Origin of the sequence: Alteribacter aurantiacus DSM 18675 (genome assembly GCF_000429705.1) — a bacterium.
GTDB lineage: Bacteria > Bacillota > Bacilli > Bacillales > Salisediminibacteriaceae > Alteribacter > Alteribacter aurantiacus.
In genome coordinates this window covers 647,902-664,720 of sequence record NZ_KE386941.1, presented here as the reverse complement: position 1 = coordinate 664,720, position 16,819 = coordinate 647,902, and the positions used below count along the sequence as shown (strand labels likewise).

15 protein-coding genes and 1 riboswitch are annotated in these 16,819 nt (G+C 41.2%); of the genes, 9 read left to right on the top strand and 6 right to left on the bottom strand.

Going from position 1 to position 16,819, the window contains the following annotated elements; translation table 11 throughout:
- Positions 1 to 55: 55 nt before the first annotated feature.
- Positions 56 to 721, bottom strand: coding sequence for a TlpA disulfide reductase family protein (locus G476_RS22825; protein WP_051314685.1), 666 nt, complete (start codon positions 719 to 721; stop codon positions 56 to 58).
- A 253-nt stretch (positions 722 to 974) separates the two neighbouring features.
- On the opposite strand from G476_RS22825, the gene G476_RS0106545 reads away from it, so the two are divergent.
- The 3 genes from G476_RS0106545 to G476_RS0106535 all read left to right on the top strand — a co-directional run bounded on the left by G476_RS0106545 (position 975) and on the right by G476_RS0106535 (position 4,077).
- Entirely contained in the window at positions 975 to 1,808 is an 834-nt protein-coding gene (locus G476_RS0106545) for an undecaprenyl-diphosphate phosphatase (protein WP_026689390.1), read from the top strand.
- Between the two features lie 201 nt (positions 1,809 to 2,009).
- Positions 2,010 to 3,065 (top strand): permease, encoded by a 1,056-nt coding sequence (locus G476_RS0106540; RefSeq protein WP_026689389.1) that lies wholly within the window; start codon positions 2,010 to 2,012, stop codon positions 3,063 to 3,065.
- A 31-nt stretch (positions 3,066 to 3,096) separates the two neighbouring features.
- Positions 3,097 to 4,077, top strand: coding sequence for a TIGR03943 family putative permease subunit (locus G476_RS0106535; RefSeq protein ID WP_026689388.1), 981 nt, complete (start codon positions 3,097 to 3,099; stop codon positions 4,075 to 4,077).
- Positions 4,078 to 4,134: 57 nt separating this feature from the next.
- Here the strand turns inward: G476_RS0106535 and G476_RS0106530 are convergent, their stop codons facing one another.
- A complete protein-coding gene (locus G476_RS0106530) occupies positions 4,135 to 4,668 on the bottom strand; it encodes a PTS sugar transporter subunit IIA (protein ID WP_026689387.1) in 534 nt (177 codons plus the stop codon).
- 216 nt (positions 4,669 to 4,884) lie between these two features.
- Positions 4,885 to 4,986, top strand: a riboswitch (purine riboswitch).
- A 145-nt stretch (positions 4,987 to 5,131) separates the two neighbouring features.
- Here G476_RS0106530 and G476_RS0106525 point away from each other — a divergent pair.
- Both G476_RS0106525 and G476_RS0106520 read left to right on the top strand, forming a co-directional pair.
- Positions 5,132 to 5,725, top strand: coding sequence for a xanthine phosphoribosyltransferase (locus tag G476_RS0106525; RefSeq protein ID WP_026689386.1), 594 nt, complete (start codon positions 5,132 to 5,134; stop codon positions 5,723 to 5,725).
- A 1-nt stretch (position 5,726) separates the two neighbouring features.
- Entirely contained in the window at positions 5,727 to 7,244 is a 1,518-nt protein-coding gene (locus G476_RS0106520) for an NCS2 family permease (protein ID WP_026689385.1), read from the top strand.
- Positions 7,245 to 7,499: 255 nt separating this feature from the next.
- Here G476_RS0106520 and G476_RS0106515 read toward each other — a convergent pair whose 3' ends face one another.
- Entirely contained in the window at positions 7,500 to 8,366 is an 867-nt protein-coding gene (locus G476_RS0106515) for a Cof-type HAD-IIB family hydrolase (protein ID WP_035186189.1), read from the bottom strand.
- Positions 8,367 to 8,604: 238 nt separating this feature from the next.
- Between G476_RS0106515 and G476_RS0106510 the strand changes: the two genes are divergently transcribed.
- The 4 genes from G476_RS0106510 to G476_RS0106495 are packed head-to-tail and all read left to right on the top strand — an operon-like array spanning position 8,605 to position 12,699.
- The gene (locus G476_RS0106510; protein ID WP_035186186.1) at positions 8,605 to 9,414 is read left to right on the top strand and encodes a carotenoid biosynthesis protein; all 810 of its coding nucleotides are present in this window, start codon (positions 8,605 to 8,607) and stop codon (positions 9,412 to 9,414) included.
- Positions 9,392 to 10,105 carry a lysophospholipid acyltransferase family protein gene (locus G476_RS0106505; protein ID WP_026689382.1) on the top strand — a complete coding sequence of 238 codons (714 nt, stop codon included), beginning with the start codon at positions 9,392 to 9,394 and terminating at the stop codon, positions 10,103 to 10,105. The genes G476_RS0106510 and G476_RS0106505 overlap by 23 nt, the downstream gene beginning before the upstream one ends.
- Positions 10,106 to 10,120: 15 nt before the next feature.
- The gene (locus G476_RS0106500; RefSeq protein WP_026689381.1) at positions 10,121 to 11,230 is read left to right on the top strand and encodes a glycosyltransferase family 2 protein; all 1,110 of its coding nucleotides are present in this window, start codon (positions 10,121 to 10,123) and stop codon (positions 11,228 to 11,230) included.
- Entirely contained in the window at positions 11,227 to 12,699 is a 1,473-nt protein-coding gene (locus tag G476_RS0106495; protein ID WP_026689380.1) for a phytoene desaturase family protein, read from the top strand. Before G476_RS0106500 ends, G476_RS0106495 begins: the two co-directional genes overlap by 4 nt.
- A 75-nt stretch (positions 12,700 to 12,774) precedes the next feature.
- Here G476_RS0106495 and G476_RS0106490 read toward each other — a convergent pair whose 3' ends face one another.
- The 3 genes from G476_RS0106490 to G476_RS0106480 all read right to left on the bottom strand — a co-directional run bounded on the left by G476_RS0106490 (position 12,775) and on the right by G476_RS0106480 (position 16,644).
- A complete protein-coding gene (locus G476_RS0106490; protein ID WP_026689379.1) occupies positions 12,775 to 13,617 on the bottom strand; it encodes a phytoene/squalene synthase family protein in 843 nt (280 codons plus the stop codon).
- Between the two features lie 70 nt (positions 13,618 to 13,687).
- Positions 13,688 to 15,151 carry a phytoene desaturase family protein gene (locus tag G476_RS0106485; protein ID WP_026689378.1) on the bottom strand — a complete coding sequence of 488 codons (1,464 nt, stop codon included), beginning with the start codon at positions 15,149 to 15,151 and terminating at the stop codon, positions 13,688 to 13,690.
- Positions 15,148 to 16,644 (bottom strand): phytoene desaturase family protein, encoded by a 1,497-nt coding sequence (locus tag G476_RS0106480; RefSeq protein ID WP_026689377.1) that lies wholly within the window; start codon positions 16,642 to 16,644, stop codon positions 15,148 to 15,150. Before G476_RS0106480 ends, G476_RS0106485 begins: the two co-directional genes overlap by 4 nt.
- Between the last annotated feature and the right edge of the window lie 175 nt (positions 16,645 to 16,819).

Sequence of the window (16,819 nt, the reverse complement as noted above, 5' to 3'; positions counted from 1 at the left end):
GTTGGGACAGAGTGTTATTAAAACACTCTGCCCCAACCTCTTTTAAGTTACGAAGTCAAGCTGTATCATCGCTTTCTTCATAAAGATACTTTGCTTCTTCAAGAAATTCTTCGAGCATGTCGTAATCCATATACCCTTGCGTTCTAGTAATGATTCGTCCATCAGGATCAAGGATATACGTTAATGGAAGTGCAATGACTTGATAATCCAAGCTTAATTGATCGGAATATTCCATTAAAGTCGGAAAGTTAATATTAAACTCTTCAATGAACCTGTCAACATTCTCTTCGCTTCCTTCTTGGAAGGTACGATTGATTCCAACTACTTGAACACCCTCATCACCATAATCTTCTTGGAATTGAACGAAATCGGGCATTTCTTTTCTGCAATACCTGCACCAAGATGCCCATATGTTCAATACAACGTATTCTCCTCTAAAATCAGCAACGCTTATCTCACGTTCATCATCTTCCCACGTAGGTAATGAGACATCCTTTAATAGCATGCCCGGCTTTACACCTGTCTCGTTAACCCTCTCAAACTCATTCGAATCCAGGTCCGAGACCTCACCACGTTCAATGACATCTATTCCTTCTGTTTCTAAATATTCATCCAAAGGATCATAGCCCGCTCTGTCTGAACGGTGCTCATATACAACATAGGCAGCAACGAGCATCGCAGCTGTTAAAATCAACATGCTTGAAAGATGCTTTTTTTTCATTGCTATACCCCCTTTTCTTTCACTTTCTATAGTATATCCTGAAAAAGTTAATAACGAAATATTCATTCCCTGTTTCACACAATATTCAAAGATTCTTTTTATTGCTAAATTCAGGTCATTTTTTAAATAGACATGTTCCGATTTCTTCGTACATAAACTTAAATCGTTCTTTCACATAAAAAACATAAGCAAAACTACAAGTTTCTGCTAGAATAGAAAACAGTGTTTATATAATCATGGAGGGAAGTCTTGTATGTCTATTATTGAAGCTATTATTTTTGGTATTGTTCAAGGGATTACTGAATTTCTACCGGTTTCCAGCACTGCCCACATTGTCATTACCCAACTAGTGTTTGGATACACGTTCCCGGGGCTGGCATTTGAGATCTACTTGCACATTGCTTCTGTGCTCGCTGTTATTCTTTTCTTTAGAAAAGATCTATGGAATGTTATAACAGGTTTTATCGGCTATTTGAGTAACCGTTCCGAAGAAAATAAAGTCTCCTTTTTCTTTGGTCTTTATATTATCGTTGCAACCATTATTACAGGCGGGCTTGGATATATTCTCTCTGACTTCGTGGCCGATTCTATTAAAACACCTGCCTTTATTGCAGGAGCTCTTACTGTAACAGGCTTTGCACTAATCTTTATCGAACGTTTTCATAAATACGGGGATCGCACTGAGAAAGATATGACGTTTCTCGATTCCTTTATTGTCGGTCTCGGACAAACCCTTGCTGTCATTCCAGGTATATCCAGATCAGGATCAACGTTAGTCGTTTCTTTACTGCTTGGATTAAAACGCGAAACAGCGGTGCGTTACTCCTTCTTATTGGCAATACCAGTCATTCTCGGCTCCAGTGTTCTTGCTCTTGACGATCTTTCATCAGGATTTATTAATCAAATTGGTGTAGTTCCACTTATCGTATCCTTTGTGATCACGTTTATCTTTTCATGGATCGGGATCGTATGGTTGATCGAATTTATCAAACGAAGCAAACTGGTTTACTTTGCGGTCTATTGTTTCGTTGTAGCGGCACTAGTCTTCTTCCTTTTAGATCCGGGAACTGTGATGGATGTAGAATAAAAATGAATCATATAGTGAGGGTGGCGAGTGAGGAAGAATGTAAACCTCATCCGTCACCCTCGCTTTGTTTCATATCTATTACATTTAATTCGCCCCATTTACCTTTATAATAGGCTTTGATAGAATAACTTTTAGTGTCTATTTTACTACTATTTTCATTATTAATAAAACGAGTCATATAATAGGACAGGAGAGTCGACTATGAACCCAAAACAAGCTAGATCATGGGGGAAAGACTTAATCGGAATGGGGCTTTTGCTTTTATTTTTATTCCTCTTTCTTTTTAGTGATCAACTAAGCAACACACAATACATACAAGATTTACCTAGTGCTTGGGTAAATGTTAATACGATCTTCCTTAGCATTGTTTTAGAGGCGATTCCATTTATTCTCCTCGGTGTATTCGTATCCGCCCTTATTCAAATCTATGTATCTGAAGAAACCATTAAACGTTATTTACCTAAAAATGCCCTTGGCGCTTTATTTCCTGCAGCAATTCTTGGGGCCATCTTTCCATTATGTGAATGTGCCATCGTTCCGGTTGTGGCAAGGCTCGTAAAAAAAGGAATGCCTTTACACGTCGGAGTCGTATTCCTAGTGGCAGCTCCAATCTTGAACCCGATTGTCTTTATGTCGACGTTCTTCGCATTCGGTTCTGACTGGACCCACCCGGTTCTTTTATCGCGAATGGGGTTGGCTTTCATTCTCTCCATTATTATTGGGGGCGCGTTATACTTCATTTTCAAAAACAGTTATCAACTTCGAGCTAAACAACAAGACATTCATGAGCACCATCATCATCAGACACATTCAAAAAAACCAGGTATTTTAAATCGTGTTAAAGAAACGGTTTATCATGCGGTAGACGAATTTTTCTTAATGGGAAAATACTTAATTCTCGGTGCTTTGATTGCTGCATTGTTCCAAACGTTCCTCGATCGACAAGTACTGCAAACAATCGGCTCAGGAGAATACTCTTCTGTACTGGTCATGATGGGCTTTGCTTACTTATTATCATTATGTTCAGAAGCAGATGCTTTCGTAGCCGCTTCGTTTGGCCAAAACTTTACGACCGCTTCCTTGATCGGATTCCTCGTGTACGGTCCGATGCTAGACTTAAAGAATACGTTCATGCTTTTCGCATACTTTAGAGCAAAATTCGTTATTGCATTTATGATTATCGTAACCATTGTGGTATTTACAGCTATTATCTTGCTCAACCAGTTTGTTTTACCAAACTGGTACCAATGGTTTTAAACTGTAAAGCTTTTCATTCATAAAGGAGGTTATGCACTTGAAACACTACGATTCGTCTTTTCATGCCTTTATACAGGGTATTATTTTAATCGGCTTTGCCCTTTTAATGTTGTGGTTAACAATCAGTGGCAACATTATTTATTATATTGCACCTAAAATGATGCCTTTTGTATACTTCGGATTAGTTACTTTCTTCATTTTAGGGACAGTCCAAATTTTTAGAAGTACAAAAAAAGAAGCCAACCATGAACACGGTCCTTCTTGTTCGTGCGGACATGACCATCAAATCCCTGGCCCACCGTTGGTAAAATTGGCTATTTACAGTGTGTTTATTTTGCCTGTTCTATTAGGCTTTGTTTTACCTGATCGAAGCCTCGATAGCTCTGCTGCCCAAAACAGAGGGATCACTTATGGTAGCGGTAATGCTCCCTCTGTAACGCAATCCGCTTCTGCAGCTGAAACAGAAACCAAATCCAATCGTGCAGAAGCGTACCTGGATGACCCGGAAGGTTATATGGAACAATTAGAAAATGGTGAAGGGGCTGACACAGAGGATCTTGAAGAGCACTACACGATCGAAGACTTTTACGACCAAGAAGGGTTCGATCAATATTATAAGGAGTTGGCTAACAAGCTTGAGCACCAGGATGTGATTACGGTTACTGAGGATAATTACCTTGATATCATGACTGTAATGGATGTTCACTTGGACCAATTCATCGGTAAAGATATTGAAATTGTAGGATTTGCATATCGAGAACCCGATTTTGAAGATCACGAATTAGTTGCTGCTCGTTTTTCAATGACATGCTGTACCGCCGACGCTGGTGTGTATGGGACACTCATTCAATCAGACGAAGCTAAAGACATTGAAGAAGACACCTGGATTCACGCCTATGGAACAATTGAAGCAAGTGAATATAACGGATACCGCCTTCCTGTCATTACAGATGCTATATTGAACGAAGTGGATGAACCGGAAAGTCCTTATGTTTATCCTAGCTTTAGGTAAAGAATCTTACTTCTCTCCAACAAAAAAACACCCTTGGATGGGTGTTTTTTTGTTGCTTTATTTTGTTGTAATCGTAAAGATCGTTGTTTCGCCTTTCGTTACGTCGATGCCTTCCTCTTTTTGTAATTCGCTAACAACATCGCCGTTAGTGATAATGATTGGTGTAATGGTACTTTCAGCTTTTTCGTTAACAAGGTCCATATCAAACGTAATTAATTTGTCACCAGCTGCAACCTTGTCCCCTTCTTTCACGAATGCTTCAAAGCCTTCTCCTTGCATGTTGACTGTTTCGATACCAATGTGGATCAAGATTTCAACACCATTAACGGTGCGAAGTCCTATAGCATGCTTTGTAGGGAATAATTGTACGATCTCACCGTGCACAGGGGACACAACCGTTCCTTCACTCGGTTGAATTGCAAGGCCGTCTCCCATCATCTTTTCAGCAAATGTTGGGTCCGGTACTTCAGACAATGCCACAGCTTTTCCTGTAATCGGAGATACGACAACATCTTTCCCGTCCGCTTCAGGCATTTGAACTTCCGGCTTTTTCTCTTCCTTCTTATCAAGACCAAATAATTTCTTTAACATATTAATCACCTTTCTTTCATGTTTTTTCATTTGTATGTACATGTTCCACGCAATGATATAGTTTAAACGATAAATGGTGGGTTTGTAAAACATTTTTTACCCGTACATAGATACGTCCAAACACTATACTTCCGCAAAACACGAACAAACATAATTATCCATTTAAAAAAGTTCGGATATTCAGCTGTTTTCTTTAAAAACCTGTGTTATAATCAGGGCATTCGTTTTAAAAATACTCGTATAACGGTGAGAATATGGCTCACAAGTTTCTACCAAACAACCGTAAATTGTTTGACTACGAGTGAAAAGGCAATGGTTAATAATGGACTACCTTACTTTACCCTCTTTTCTTGGGATGTATGTGTCCATTTTAAGCTGTTTTACGCTCCTGCCCGGTGCGCCTTTCACTTGTATCTACAAGTAAAGGTCACCGGGCTTTATTATTGTTTAGGAGGAAAATAGAATGGAGCAATTAAAACAAGCAATCAAAACCAAAGGTGTCGTACTTTCCGACGGCGTCTTGAAAGTAGACGCGTTTTTAAACCACGGAATCGATCCCGTACTAATGGATGAAATCGGAAAGGAATTCGCTGCTCGTTTCAGTCAAGACAACATCACAAAAATACTTACTATTGAATCCTCCGGGATCGCTCCGTCTTTGATGGCAGCCCTTTACTTAAAGTGTCCTTTAGTTTTCGCTAGAAAACAAAAATCACTTACGATGAACGCTGAAGTGTATACAGCTAACGTTTACTCCTTTACAAAGGAGACTCATCAAGCGATCAGTGTGACTAGTGACAAATTAAACAAAGAAGATCGCGTCTTGATCATTGATGACTTTCTCGCTAATGGTCAAGCAGCATTAGGGCTTGCTTCCATATGTCAAGATGCAGGTGCCTCTATCGCCGGTATAGGCATCGTAATCGAAAAGTCCTTCCAACCAGGACGCACACTCCTCACAGGAGCAGGGCTTCGCGTAGAGTCTCTTGCCCGCATTGAATCATTATCGAACCATGCTGTCACATTCGTAGATGACATTTTGTCGGAGGTGCAATAACATGGCTCAACAGTCGGTACACTACCCTTGGTTTAAAAGAGAAGATATCGATGCTTTTTTCGCCTTGTTTCAAAATAACCTTGCCAATTTTGTCATCATTTCCGTCACGATGCTCGGCATGGGTTTCCCCGCTTCTCTTGTGTTCGGTAAAGTCATTCCTGGTGCTGCGGTGGCCGTTATTTTCGGAAACCTGTATTACGCATACATGGCAAATCGCCTTGCACAAAAGGAAGGTCGAACAAATGTAACGGCCCTCTCTTACGGAATTAGCACGCCTGTCATGTTTGTGTTCTTATTCGGCGTTTTACTTCCTGCAAACGCAATTACAGGAGATCCAGAATTGGCATGGAAAATTGCATTAGCAGCCTGTTTTTTAAGCGGGCTTATCGAGTTGCTCGCAAGTTTTACGGGGAAATGGCTTCAGCGCACACTCCCAAGAGCCGCGATGCTTGGTGCATTGGCCGGCGTTGCCCTTACATTTATCGCTGGAGAAATGTTGTTTAACACTCTTGAGATGCCTGTAGTCGGCTTGTTTGTCCTCGCAGTCATTTTATTGGGCATTGTCGGAAAAGTGAGTTTACCATTTAAGATTCCTGCTTCTTTGTTTGCCATTGTAATTGGAACAGGACTTGCTTTTACTCTTGGCTACGCTGAATGGGGTGCGGTTCGAGAAGGTGCCTCTCACCTAGGGTTTTATCCCATTTTCCCTACGTTAGCTGCTTTTGAAGGATTTGGCTTCTTATTCGGCAGCATGATTGCCCTTCTTGCTGTCATTCTTCCAATTACGATTTACAACGCGATTGAAACAATGAACAATGTAGAAGCGATGAAAGCAGAAGGAGACAATTACAACGTTTCCGAGTGTCAGGCTGTAGATGGCGTTGGAACAATGCTCGGGGCTTTGTTTGGCGGACTCTTTCCAACTACGGTTTACATTGCCACAGTCGGTGCTAAATGGATGAATGCCGGCAGGGGGTACAGTATCCTAAACGCTGCTGTGTTTTTCTTGGCTGCTTCTTTTGGAATCATCGCAGCGCTTTCCGCAATCATTCCTGTTGCTGTTGTAGCACCTATCCTAGTTTTTGTAGGAATTTCAATGGTTTCTACAGCATTTGGGAAAAATGAACAGAAATACTATCCTGCTGTGGCGATAGCCATGCTCCCGTATTTTGCAAACTATTTAATGACTCGTTTTAACAATGATGCAGGGGCTGTTTTGAATGACCTGTCATCAGGCATTGTCCCTCTTGGTGAAGGAGCGATGTTTACTGGTATCCTCCTTGGAGCCATCACCGTTTGTATTATCGATAACGATTTCAAGCGGGGCGCCTACTTTTCTACCGTTGCAGCAGCCCTTAGTTTCTTCGGATTTATGCACGCTCCGGGGATAGGAATAGGAGCAGCTACAGACTTTGCCCTTGGATACGTCCTCGTAGGTGCCTTTCTCGGCGCTTATCATTTAAAAGATGTCCGTGTTTTAAAAAATGAAAAGAGTTCATCAAAAGTAGAAGCAGCATAATATCAAACAGCCAATGGAATGATCGCCATTCCATTGGCTGTTTTACGTTTTTTTGCATGTAACTCAATCCTCTTATGGATAGAATTACTTTTGATGCTTTTGCTGGGTGATCGGCGGCTTAGAAACCATTTTTAACGGCTTTAAACTGAGCATTCACCTCTTGGTTTATGCGATTGACGGGTGGCCACTACAATTAACGGCTTAGCTCTATAACCACCACAAACCCACCCAAGAGCGCAGATCTTCAAGACACTTCTACTCTTTACCAAGAACCTTATATATGGCCTTAGCTACACCATCAGCAGTATTCTCATCTGTTGTAAACGAACTGATGTCTTTTACTTCCCTAACTCCGTTCGCCATAGCTACAGGAGTACCGACGACTTCCAACATGGAAATGTCATTCAAGTTATCCCCTAGTGCCATTGTTTCTTCTAGTGGAACCTTCAACGTTTCTGCCAAGCTTTTTAACGCTTCTCCTTTTGTTGCATCGAGGTGTGTAATCTCCAAGTTTTCCGATGCTGAAGCACTCACTGTTACCTCACCCAAGTCTTCAAGCTTTTCCTTGGCTCGCATTCGGCTTTCGTCGTTTTCCGAAAAGGCAAGAAGCTTATAGATTTCAACATTGTCCTTTAGTATCTCTTCATAATCGGAAACGAGATTAATTGCTCCTTCTTGGAATCGTTCTTCAGCGAGCTTCATTACCTCATCGTACGATTCGAATTCCCCTGTGCTCATCATAATGTTTACAACGATATCGATCCCTTTTTTCGGATTTTCCGTATAAGACCCTTTCTCTGTATACAATTCGTAATAAACCTCTTCCTCTTTTAAAATGGCTTTCATTTTTGAGTAGAGATCGTACGTTAATGGCGTTTTGGATTCAATGTCACCGTTCGCATTTCTCCTTTCAGCACCATTTACACAAATAAGGGGGAGGCGAATACCTGCTTCCTTCAACGGTTCAATGGCTTCTGTAAAATCTCTACCTGTAGCCACAACCACCTCGACTCCTTTAGACTGTGCATACTTAATCGCTTCAATATTCCCTTCTGAGATTTTTCGCTCACTGTTTAGTAATGTTCCATCCATATCTGTTGCTATTAGTCGAATTCGTTCCATTTTGTTTTCTCCTTTTATGTAAAGTCTTCTTTCACATTCATCGTATCGAAGCGTTGTATATACATCAAGAAATCGGCTCAATCATTAGATTTGTACAAAAAATTTCAAATGATTGTACAGCCTTTTTACTTTTAGATATACTTAGAGAGCCCCAGTAGATCTTTCTAACTCTAAGATCTTTTCACGATTATTTTGTATTGTTTGGGCCATTAACTATATGCTTTGGGAGGTTTACATCATGGGTATTGATCAATACTTATTTCGGTTTTTTATCGTTTGGTATGGATGTGGGGTTGTTTTGTTAAGCTTCGACTTGGTACCTCCATGGTTAGAATGGGCAAATGTTGTCTTTTTAATCACAAGTGGTCTTTTGGCTATGATGTTTTTTTATCGTACATATAAAAAAACGCTCGGGCTTTTCTTTATCTTAACCGTGTTTGTCTTGTCCATGGTGATCGAGTCGATCGGTGTCGCTACTGGATTGTTTTTTGGAGATTACGTATATAAAACGGATTTTGGCCCTAAAATCATTGGCGTACCAATTACGATTGGGTTCGCTTGGGTTATGGTTATTGGAACATCACACGTTTTCGCAAAGCTTTTAAGCGCGTTTGTCGGCAAATTTGCTTTTCTCGTTTACACTTTATACGGAGCGTTAGTAGCAACAAGTATAGACTTGATCATTGATCCTGTTGCATATGAAGTCAAGGAGTACTGGGTATGGCTTGAAGGAGGACTTTATTATGATATTCCCTTCTCGAATTTCCTGGGATGGTTTGTCCTTTCTTTCGTTTTACACACCATTATTTTTGCTCTAGGTAGGAAAAATGGCCAGTGGCTTACTAGTTCTGACTCCTACTGGCACACAAACATGCGCTGGCTTTACTTTTTGATGACAATGATGTTTGTGATTGTGGCCCTTGTAAACGGATTGATTCTTGCTGGGATTGTCTCAGCGTGTTGTTTGGCAATTGTATATACGGTCGACTTTCTCTTACGAAAAAAGCGCACAGGAGCGGTGCACAATGGAAAAGAAGCCTCAATTTGAATCGTTGTTTTCCGTCTATAATAAAAGATTACTAACCAAGCATTTTCAAAGTGTCCAAGTAAAAAATGATTGGACTCCCACCTCTTCTAAAAGAGGTGTTCTCTTTTATATCAACCACAGTTCTTGGTGGGACAGTTTAGTGTTATTTCACTTAAATCGACACGTGTTAAAGCAGGATGGATATGCCCTCATGAGTGAAGAAGGGCTCACGAAGTTCCCTTTCTTTAAGAAACTTGGAGCCTTCCCGATCAACTCTTCTTCCTATACCTCTGTGCTAAGATCATTGAAAAAGGCTGCCAAACTCCTTGACGAAGGGAAAGCACTGTACCTTTTTCCCCAAGGAGAAGAACGTCACGTGGACATTCGTCCCCTCCATTTTCAACATGGAGCCAGCTACCTTGTACAAAAAGCCGAAGCTTGCGATGTTGTTCCCATCACGTTTTATCACGGCTTACTCCACGGTCAGTACCCGGAATTTTACATTCATATCGGTCCTTCTATTTCTTTAATGGAGACAACTGACCGAACAGTCCTTACACAGACCCTCGAGCAAACCATGATAAACCAACTTGAGAGTTTGAAAGACGCTGTAGTTACTGAAAACACAAAGGGGTTCACCCCACTAATAAAAGAACAAAAGACAATCGGTGATCGTTGGTACGGGGTCAAACAAAAATTCACCCGGCGTTAACAGGGAGGGCGATGGATGCTTTACTTACTATTGACTTTACTATTATTCAGTCTCATACTCACGATAATAAATACGATTAGCCTTCCTAAAATCACACAAAAAAACCTTTCATCGGATGTCTCCTATCCAACAGTAAACCTCTACATTCCTCTTCGGAACGAAGAGCGACATGTAGAGTCATTGATTGAAAATCTAAAAAAACTAACGTATCCGAACCTTTCCATTTATTTGTTAGACGATGGTTCTACTGATAACACACACGCCTTATTGAAAACATTCATCCGTACCGATTCTCGCTTCACTCTTTTACAAGGAATTGAGTTACCTAAAGAATGGGTTGGAAAGGTTCATGCATGCCACCAATTATCCAAACACGGGGATGGTGAGTTTGCTTTGTTCATGGATGCAGATGTGACCATAGCCCCTTCTACAATTGAAGCCATGATAGAGGAGTTTGACCAAAATACCGGTCTCATCACAGGCTTTCCTAAAAATCCCGTTCATGGTATGTTAGGTCATCTTCTAGTTCCCCTTCAACACTTTGTTGTCCATTTTCATTTACCTGTACTTCTTTCAAACAAGACCACCTATACGGCAGCCACTGCTGCTCACGGGGCGTTCATGATGTTTAGAAGAGCCTCTTATGATCGCATTGGGGGGCACGAGTCCGTGAAGAATTCCTTGGTAGAAGACGTTCATATTTCAAGACAAGTCAAAAAATCCGGCTACCGAGTGAAGCTATCAAACATTACGTCCCTCGTCTCTTGTGACATGTACCACTCCAATAGGGAAGTGTGGGAAGGGTTTGCAAAGAACATGTTTCCGGGCCTTGGGCGTTCTCTTTCCCTCGTAATCGTTCTAAGCATCACATACAGCCTATTATACGTCGCACCTCTTGGCTTACTCCTTTTATCACTAAGTGGTGTATTGCCGCTTGTATACATGCTTCCTTATGTAGTAGGAGTCCTTCAAAAAGGTACAGTCGATTGGGCAACAGGGCAGAAATGGTGGCTATCATTTTTAATGCCCTTTTCAGCAATTCTCATGATTAGCTTATTATGGTACTCCACTTACTTAGGTATGTTCAAAAAAGGGTTTAGTTGGAAAGGAAGAGTGTACAAATGAAAACAATCGCGGTTATAGGTGGTGGACTAGGCGGACTCGCTTCAGCTATTCGCTTGAAAAGTCACGGCTATCACGTTCTATTGTTTGAAAAAAATGCTCATACAGGCGGAAAACTACACGAAGTGCAACTAGGAACTCATTCCTTCGACTTTGGTCCGAATACGATTACAATGCCACACGTATTCAAGCAAGTATTATTGGATGCGGGAGAGAATCCTGACGAATACTTTTCGTTTAAGCGTCTTGAAACACATACGAAAAACGTCTTTAACGACGGTTCCTCTTTCTTCTTTTCTTCGAACCAGGATCGAATGGAAGAAGAGCTCTCGAGTATCGATCCTCATAGTGCAATAGGATATCGGCAGTATAAAGAAGAAGTCGCTCGTTTATATACCCTTGCTGAAACACATTTTTTCAAGCGTACGTTTTCGTCTTGGAAAGATTACCTTTCCCTTCCTCTTGCTAAAGCTCTCATGAGCGTAAAACCACTACAAAGCTTGGATGCTTTTCACCGTCAGTATTTTCGTGATGATCGTATTGTTCAAGCCTTTAACAGATATGCCACATATATTGGTTCTTCCCCATACCGCTCCCCTGCCACGTTTGCTTTAATTGGACATTTAGAGCTTACCGATGGGGTGTATTATACAAAGGGAGGGAACGTGGAGATCGCCAAAGGGTTGACAAAAGCTGCCGAAAGACTTGGAGTATCGATCTTTAGGAACTGCGGAATAAAACAGATACGTACAAAAAACAAACAAGCTACAACTGTTATCACATCAGATGATCAATCTTTTGACGTGGATGCAATTGTCATGAACGGTGACTTACTCACACAGGTTCCGGCCCTCCTGGAAGAACAAGTTCGGCCGAAAATGTCTAATCGAAAGATGAACCGCTTTTCACCATCCGTCTCAGCATTTGTTACCTTAGCTGCGGTAAATCATCGTTTCGATCTTCATCATCATCAAGTGTTTTTCAATGATAACTATAAAGATGAATTCGAATCAATTTTTACGAAACAAGAATATTCAAAAGATCCCACCATCTACATTTGTACATCTTCCAAAACCGACCCAAGCGTCTCCCCTGATGGAGACAATTTGTTTATCCTTGTTAATGCCCCCCCGTTAAAAGAGGGTGAACAGTTATCTGTTGATCCTTTTGAATACGAGGAATTGATCTTTGAGCGTTTAAAAGCAAAAGGGATTGCCATTTTGCCTCACTTGCTTCATAAAAAAACAGTTACCCCAAAAGAGATTGCAGATACCTTTAACGCCTATAAAGGGTCCTTGTACGGAATTGCTTCGAACCGTCGCTCTGATACTTTCTTAAGACCATACAATCAAAGCCCCGATATTTCGAACCTCTTCTTCGCAGGGGGAAGTACACATCCTGGTGGCGGGTCTCCGATGGTCGTTTTGAGTGGTATGAATGCAGCGGATCGATTACGAAAAGAACTACAATAAAAAAAGGTGCTCCAAAAGGATATGACATCCTAGTTGGAGCACCTTTATTTCTAAAACAAACATCCTTTTTACGTATTATCCATTAACCATTGTTTTTAAGATCTTATTTTTTTCTTCCACTGAAACAAAAGCCCGTTCATGAAACACTTCATAGCCATTATTTCGGACCGACGTCAATATTTCACGATAAAACAAGGCTGCGGCTTTTACAGGGATACGAGAATCCAAAGGATATTCTTTTAATGAAGCAAGCCCTTTCTCGTAAAAATGCTCGGCCTCCTTGGCCATTGTCTCCCACACTTCAATAAATTCTTCATTTACAATGCCTTCTGTGAGCATTCTTTCGTTGTAACCAAGCTTTGTCATTAACGATTCGGGTAGGTAAATGCGATCTCTTTCAAGGTCTTCACCCACGTCCCGTAAAATGTTCGTAATTTGCATGGCAATTCCAAGGGAGATTGCTCCTTCTCTCAAACGTTCCTTCTTTTCAGGAGCTAAAATCGGTAACAGCATTAGGCCGACCGTACTTGCTACATGATAGGAATAATGCTTGACATCATCCAAAGTTTCATACCTCTTTTTCACCAAATCCATGTATTGGCCTTCAAGCATATCGTAAAAAGGCTGCAAGTCCATCTCGAAGGTAGCGAATGTATGTCGAAGAGCAATCCACAAATAATTTTCCTCAGGAAGCTCCCCCTCAGCAAATGAATACAGTTGGCGTTTGAACACGGCTAGTTCTTGAGTTGGATGATCCCCTTCATCGACGATGTCATCTGCTGTTCTGCAAAAGGCATAGACGGCCCAAACGGCGTTTCTCTTCTTCAAAGGCAAATGACCAAACGCTTTGGCAAAGGTTTTGGAATGATATTTAATGACATTATGGCATTGTTCGTAAGCTTCATTTACCGAGAGCATGATCTTCCTCCTTCTCAATAACGCTTTACTATACTACATTAATAGTAGCATGATTAAACGGAATAATCTCTTAATATGACTCTAGCGGTCTTGATACCTGTTCTTTTTCACGGATCGCTTGAGCTAGCAGTTTTGCCCCTTGCATCACGATCGGCACGCCACCGCCCGGGTGGATAGAAGCACCTACCGCATAGATATTAGAATAAGGGAATGGCTGCAATTGTGGTCTAAACACTCCTGATTGGAAAAGGGACGGAGCAAGACCGAACGAACCTCCGTCAAACAAGCCTTCCTTCTTTGCTTCGATTGGCGTCTTCATCTTTTTCCAAACAAGCTTCTTTCGGATGTCCTTATCCATTCGTTGTTCAAGAGAGTCCATAATTTTTTCTGCATACTCTTCATATTCCTTTTCAGATAAGCTATCCCCACTCGGAACGGGCACCAGTACATAGGCACTGCTGTATCCTTTAGGAGCGAGAGACTTATCCATTTTTGACGGAGAAAAAACATAGAATGAAGGATCCGTTGGTAATTCACGCTTTTCAAAGATTTCCTTCATGTTTTCATCCAGGCTTTCGCCCATATAAAATTGATGAACAGTGTCTGTATCAAGCTCCCCCTTAATCCCCAAATAAAGGAGCAGACAGCCAGATGATGGGGAAAAGGAACGCCCTTTTTTCTCTCCACTGACAAGCTTTCTAGATACGGGGAAATCTCCGTTTACAATAAACGAATCATAGGCATGCCTTTCCTCATTTACATGAAGAACCGTGCCCTTTTTGCCATCCGTCTCTATTTCTGTAACCGTTGCATTCGTCTTGATTTTTACTCCTCGCTTTACAAGCTCTTCTGTCACAAGTTCTACAAGTGACGCATATCCTCCTCGCACATACCAAATCCCATGGTAATGCTCACTGAAAGGTACAAGGGAATATATGGCCGGTGTTTCGTCAGGAGCGCCACCAATGTATAGTGTCTGTAACGAAAATGCATCTTGCATCTTTGTATCGGTGAAATAGTGCTTCGCTTGCGTTCGAACCGACTGATACGCTTTTAGTTTGAGTAATGTTTTCATATTGGCTTTTGAAAAAAACGACTTACGGTCTCGAAAGTCTCTGTCCATAAAAGCCGCTCTCCCTTTATTAAAGCGGTCTTTCATGTCGTCCATATACCGAAGAAACGATTCTTCTTCCCCTGGGAAAACCCGTTTGATTTCTTCTAACTGGTTTTCTCTATTACTCCATTTAACAAAGGTTGTCCCATCTGGAAAATGGATCGGATAAAGGGGATCAATCCGCTCCATTTCAAGTCGATCTGGATTGATGCCTGTTTCCTGTAAGATGGTACGAATCATATCCGGTAGTAAAACGATTGTCGGTCCCTCATCGATCTTAAATCCGTCGTGTTCCACAAATGAGAGACGTCCACCAACGTCCGACTGCTGTTCGTATATGGTCACATCATGTCCGTCTTTTGAAAGATAAAGGGCAGTAACGAGACCACCGATCCCCCCTCCAATAATGGCTGTTTTCATGATTGCACCCCTACTCTCTCATACTTATTTATGATTTCGTTTGACGTAATTCTTGCTGATTCAAAGATTGTCGGGAGGCCACTTCCTGGGTGGGTACCTCCTCCTACAAGCCATAGCCTGTCGATCTCTTCAAATTGGTTGTGAGGTCTAAAGTACATCATTTGTCCCAAGTTGTGAGCGAGGTTGAACGTAGCACCTTTGTACACTTGTTTATCATGTTCCCAGTCGTATGGTGTTAGCACTTCTTCTACTTCTACATCATCTCGTAACGACTGTCCGGTTTTCTTTTCTACTAAATCCCATACTAAATCTTTAAATCTTTCTTTTTCTTTATTCCAATCGATTCCGCTAAAATTGTTTGGAACAGGAGCAAGAATATAAAGAGCAGATTTGCCATCAGGTGCTAAAGTGGGGTCCGTTACTGACGCATTATGCACATAGACGGAAGGATCTGCCGATAGCTTTCCTGTTCGGGTAATCTCTTCTACATTTTGTTTATAGTCTTCTGAAAATAAAATCGTATGGTGATTAAGATCGACTTTTTTGCTTACGCCTGCATAGATCATAAATGTAGAACAGGAGTATTTTTTCTTTTCAAGTGCTTCCTTTGAATATCTTTTCAATTGGCCTTCATCAAGAAAGGTCGTCATCCCTCTTGCGAAATCAGCATTCATGACCACATCATCAGCCTGAACAATTTGTCCGTCTTCCAGTTCAAGCCCTGTGAGTTTCTTTTTATCCAAAATGAATTTCCTTACGCCATTTCCTGTATGAATACGTCCACCATGTTCTTTGACCACGGTAGCCATTGCTTCCGTAAGCTTGTTCAAGCCCCCGACCGGGTGAAAGACACCCCATTCGTGTTCCATATATGAAAGGATGCTGAACGCTCCGGGGCATTCCCATGGAGACATGCCTAAATACTTGGATTGAAATGTAAAGGAAAGCTTCAACCTCTCATCATCAAAGTAACGACCTAACACTTCGTACAAAGAGCGACCTGCCTCCAGTTCCGGCAACGCTTTTAAACTTCTTAGCCTTACATAATCGAGAAGACTGCCGTGTTTGTTTTGAAGCATAGGCATCAATTTATTCATTTTCTTTTTCGTATCGACCATAAATTGTTCGTATCGTTCTCCGTAACCAGGAAAATGTTCTTCAATTCGCTGTTTCATAACTTCTCTGTTTCTCGTTGCGCGGATGCTTAATTCTTCAAACTTCAGTTCATACATCGTATCAAGTTCAACTAGGTCCACATACTCATGCAAATCTCTCCCGGAAAATTCAAATATCTCTTCCAGAATGTGCGGCATACTAAAAAATGTTGGTCCAAGATCAAACTGGTAATCTCCTTTTGTTACTCTGGAGGTCCGTCCCCCTATGTAGGGTTGCTTTTCGTATACATCTACAGAAAAACCTTTATAAGAAAGCATCATGGCTGCAGCCAACCCACCTGGACCGGCACCAATAATAGCAATTTTTTTAGTATTCATTTTATCTCCCCCGCCTAACATGATCCTGCAAAACCTTTTCCCTCAGTCGAAAATAGTTAAACAAAACTTATACACTATGTATACCACCAAATACGGGACAGAGCAACGATTAACCCTTATACACTTTTTATAACCATTTCCAATTACTTCTACATCGAACAAAAAAACGCCTGCA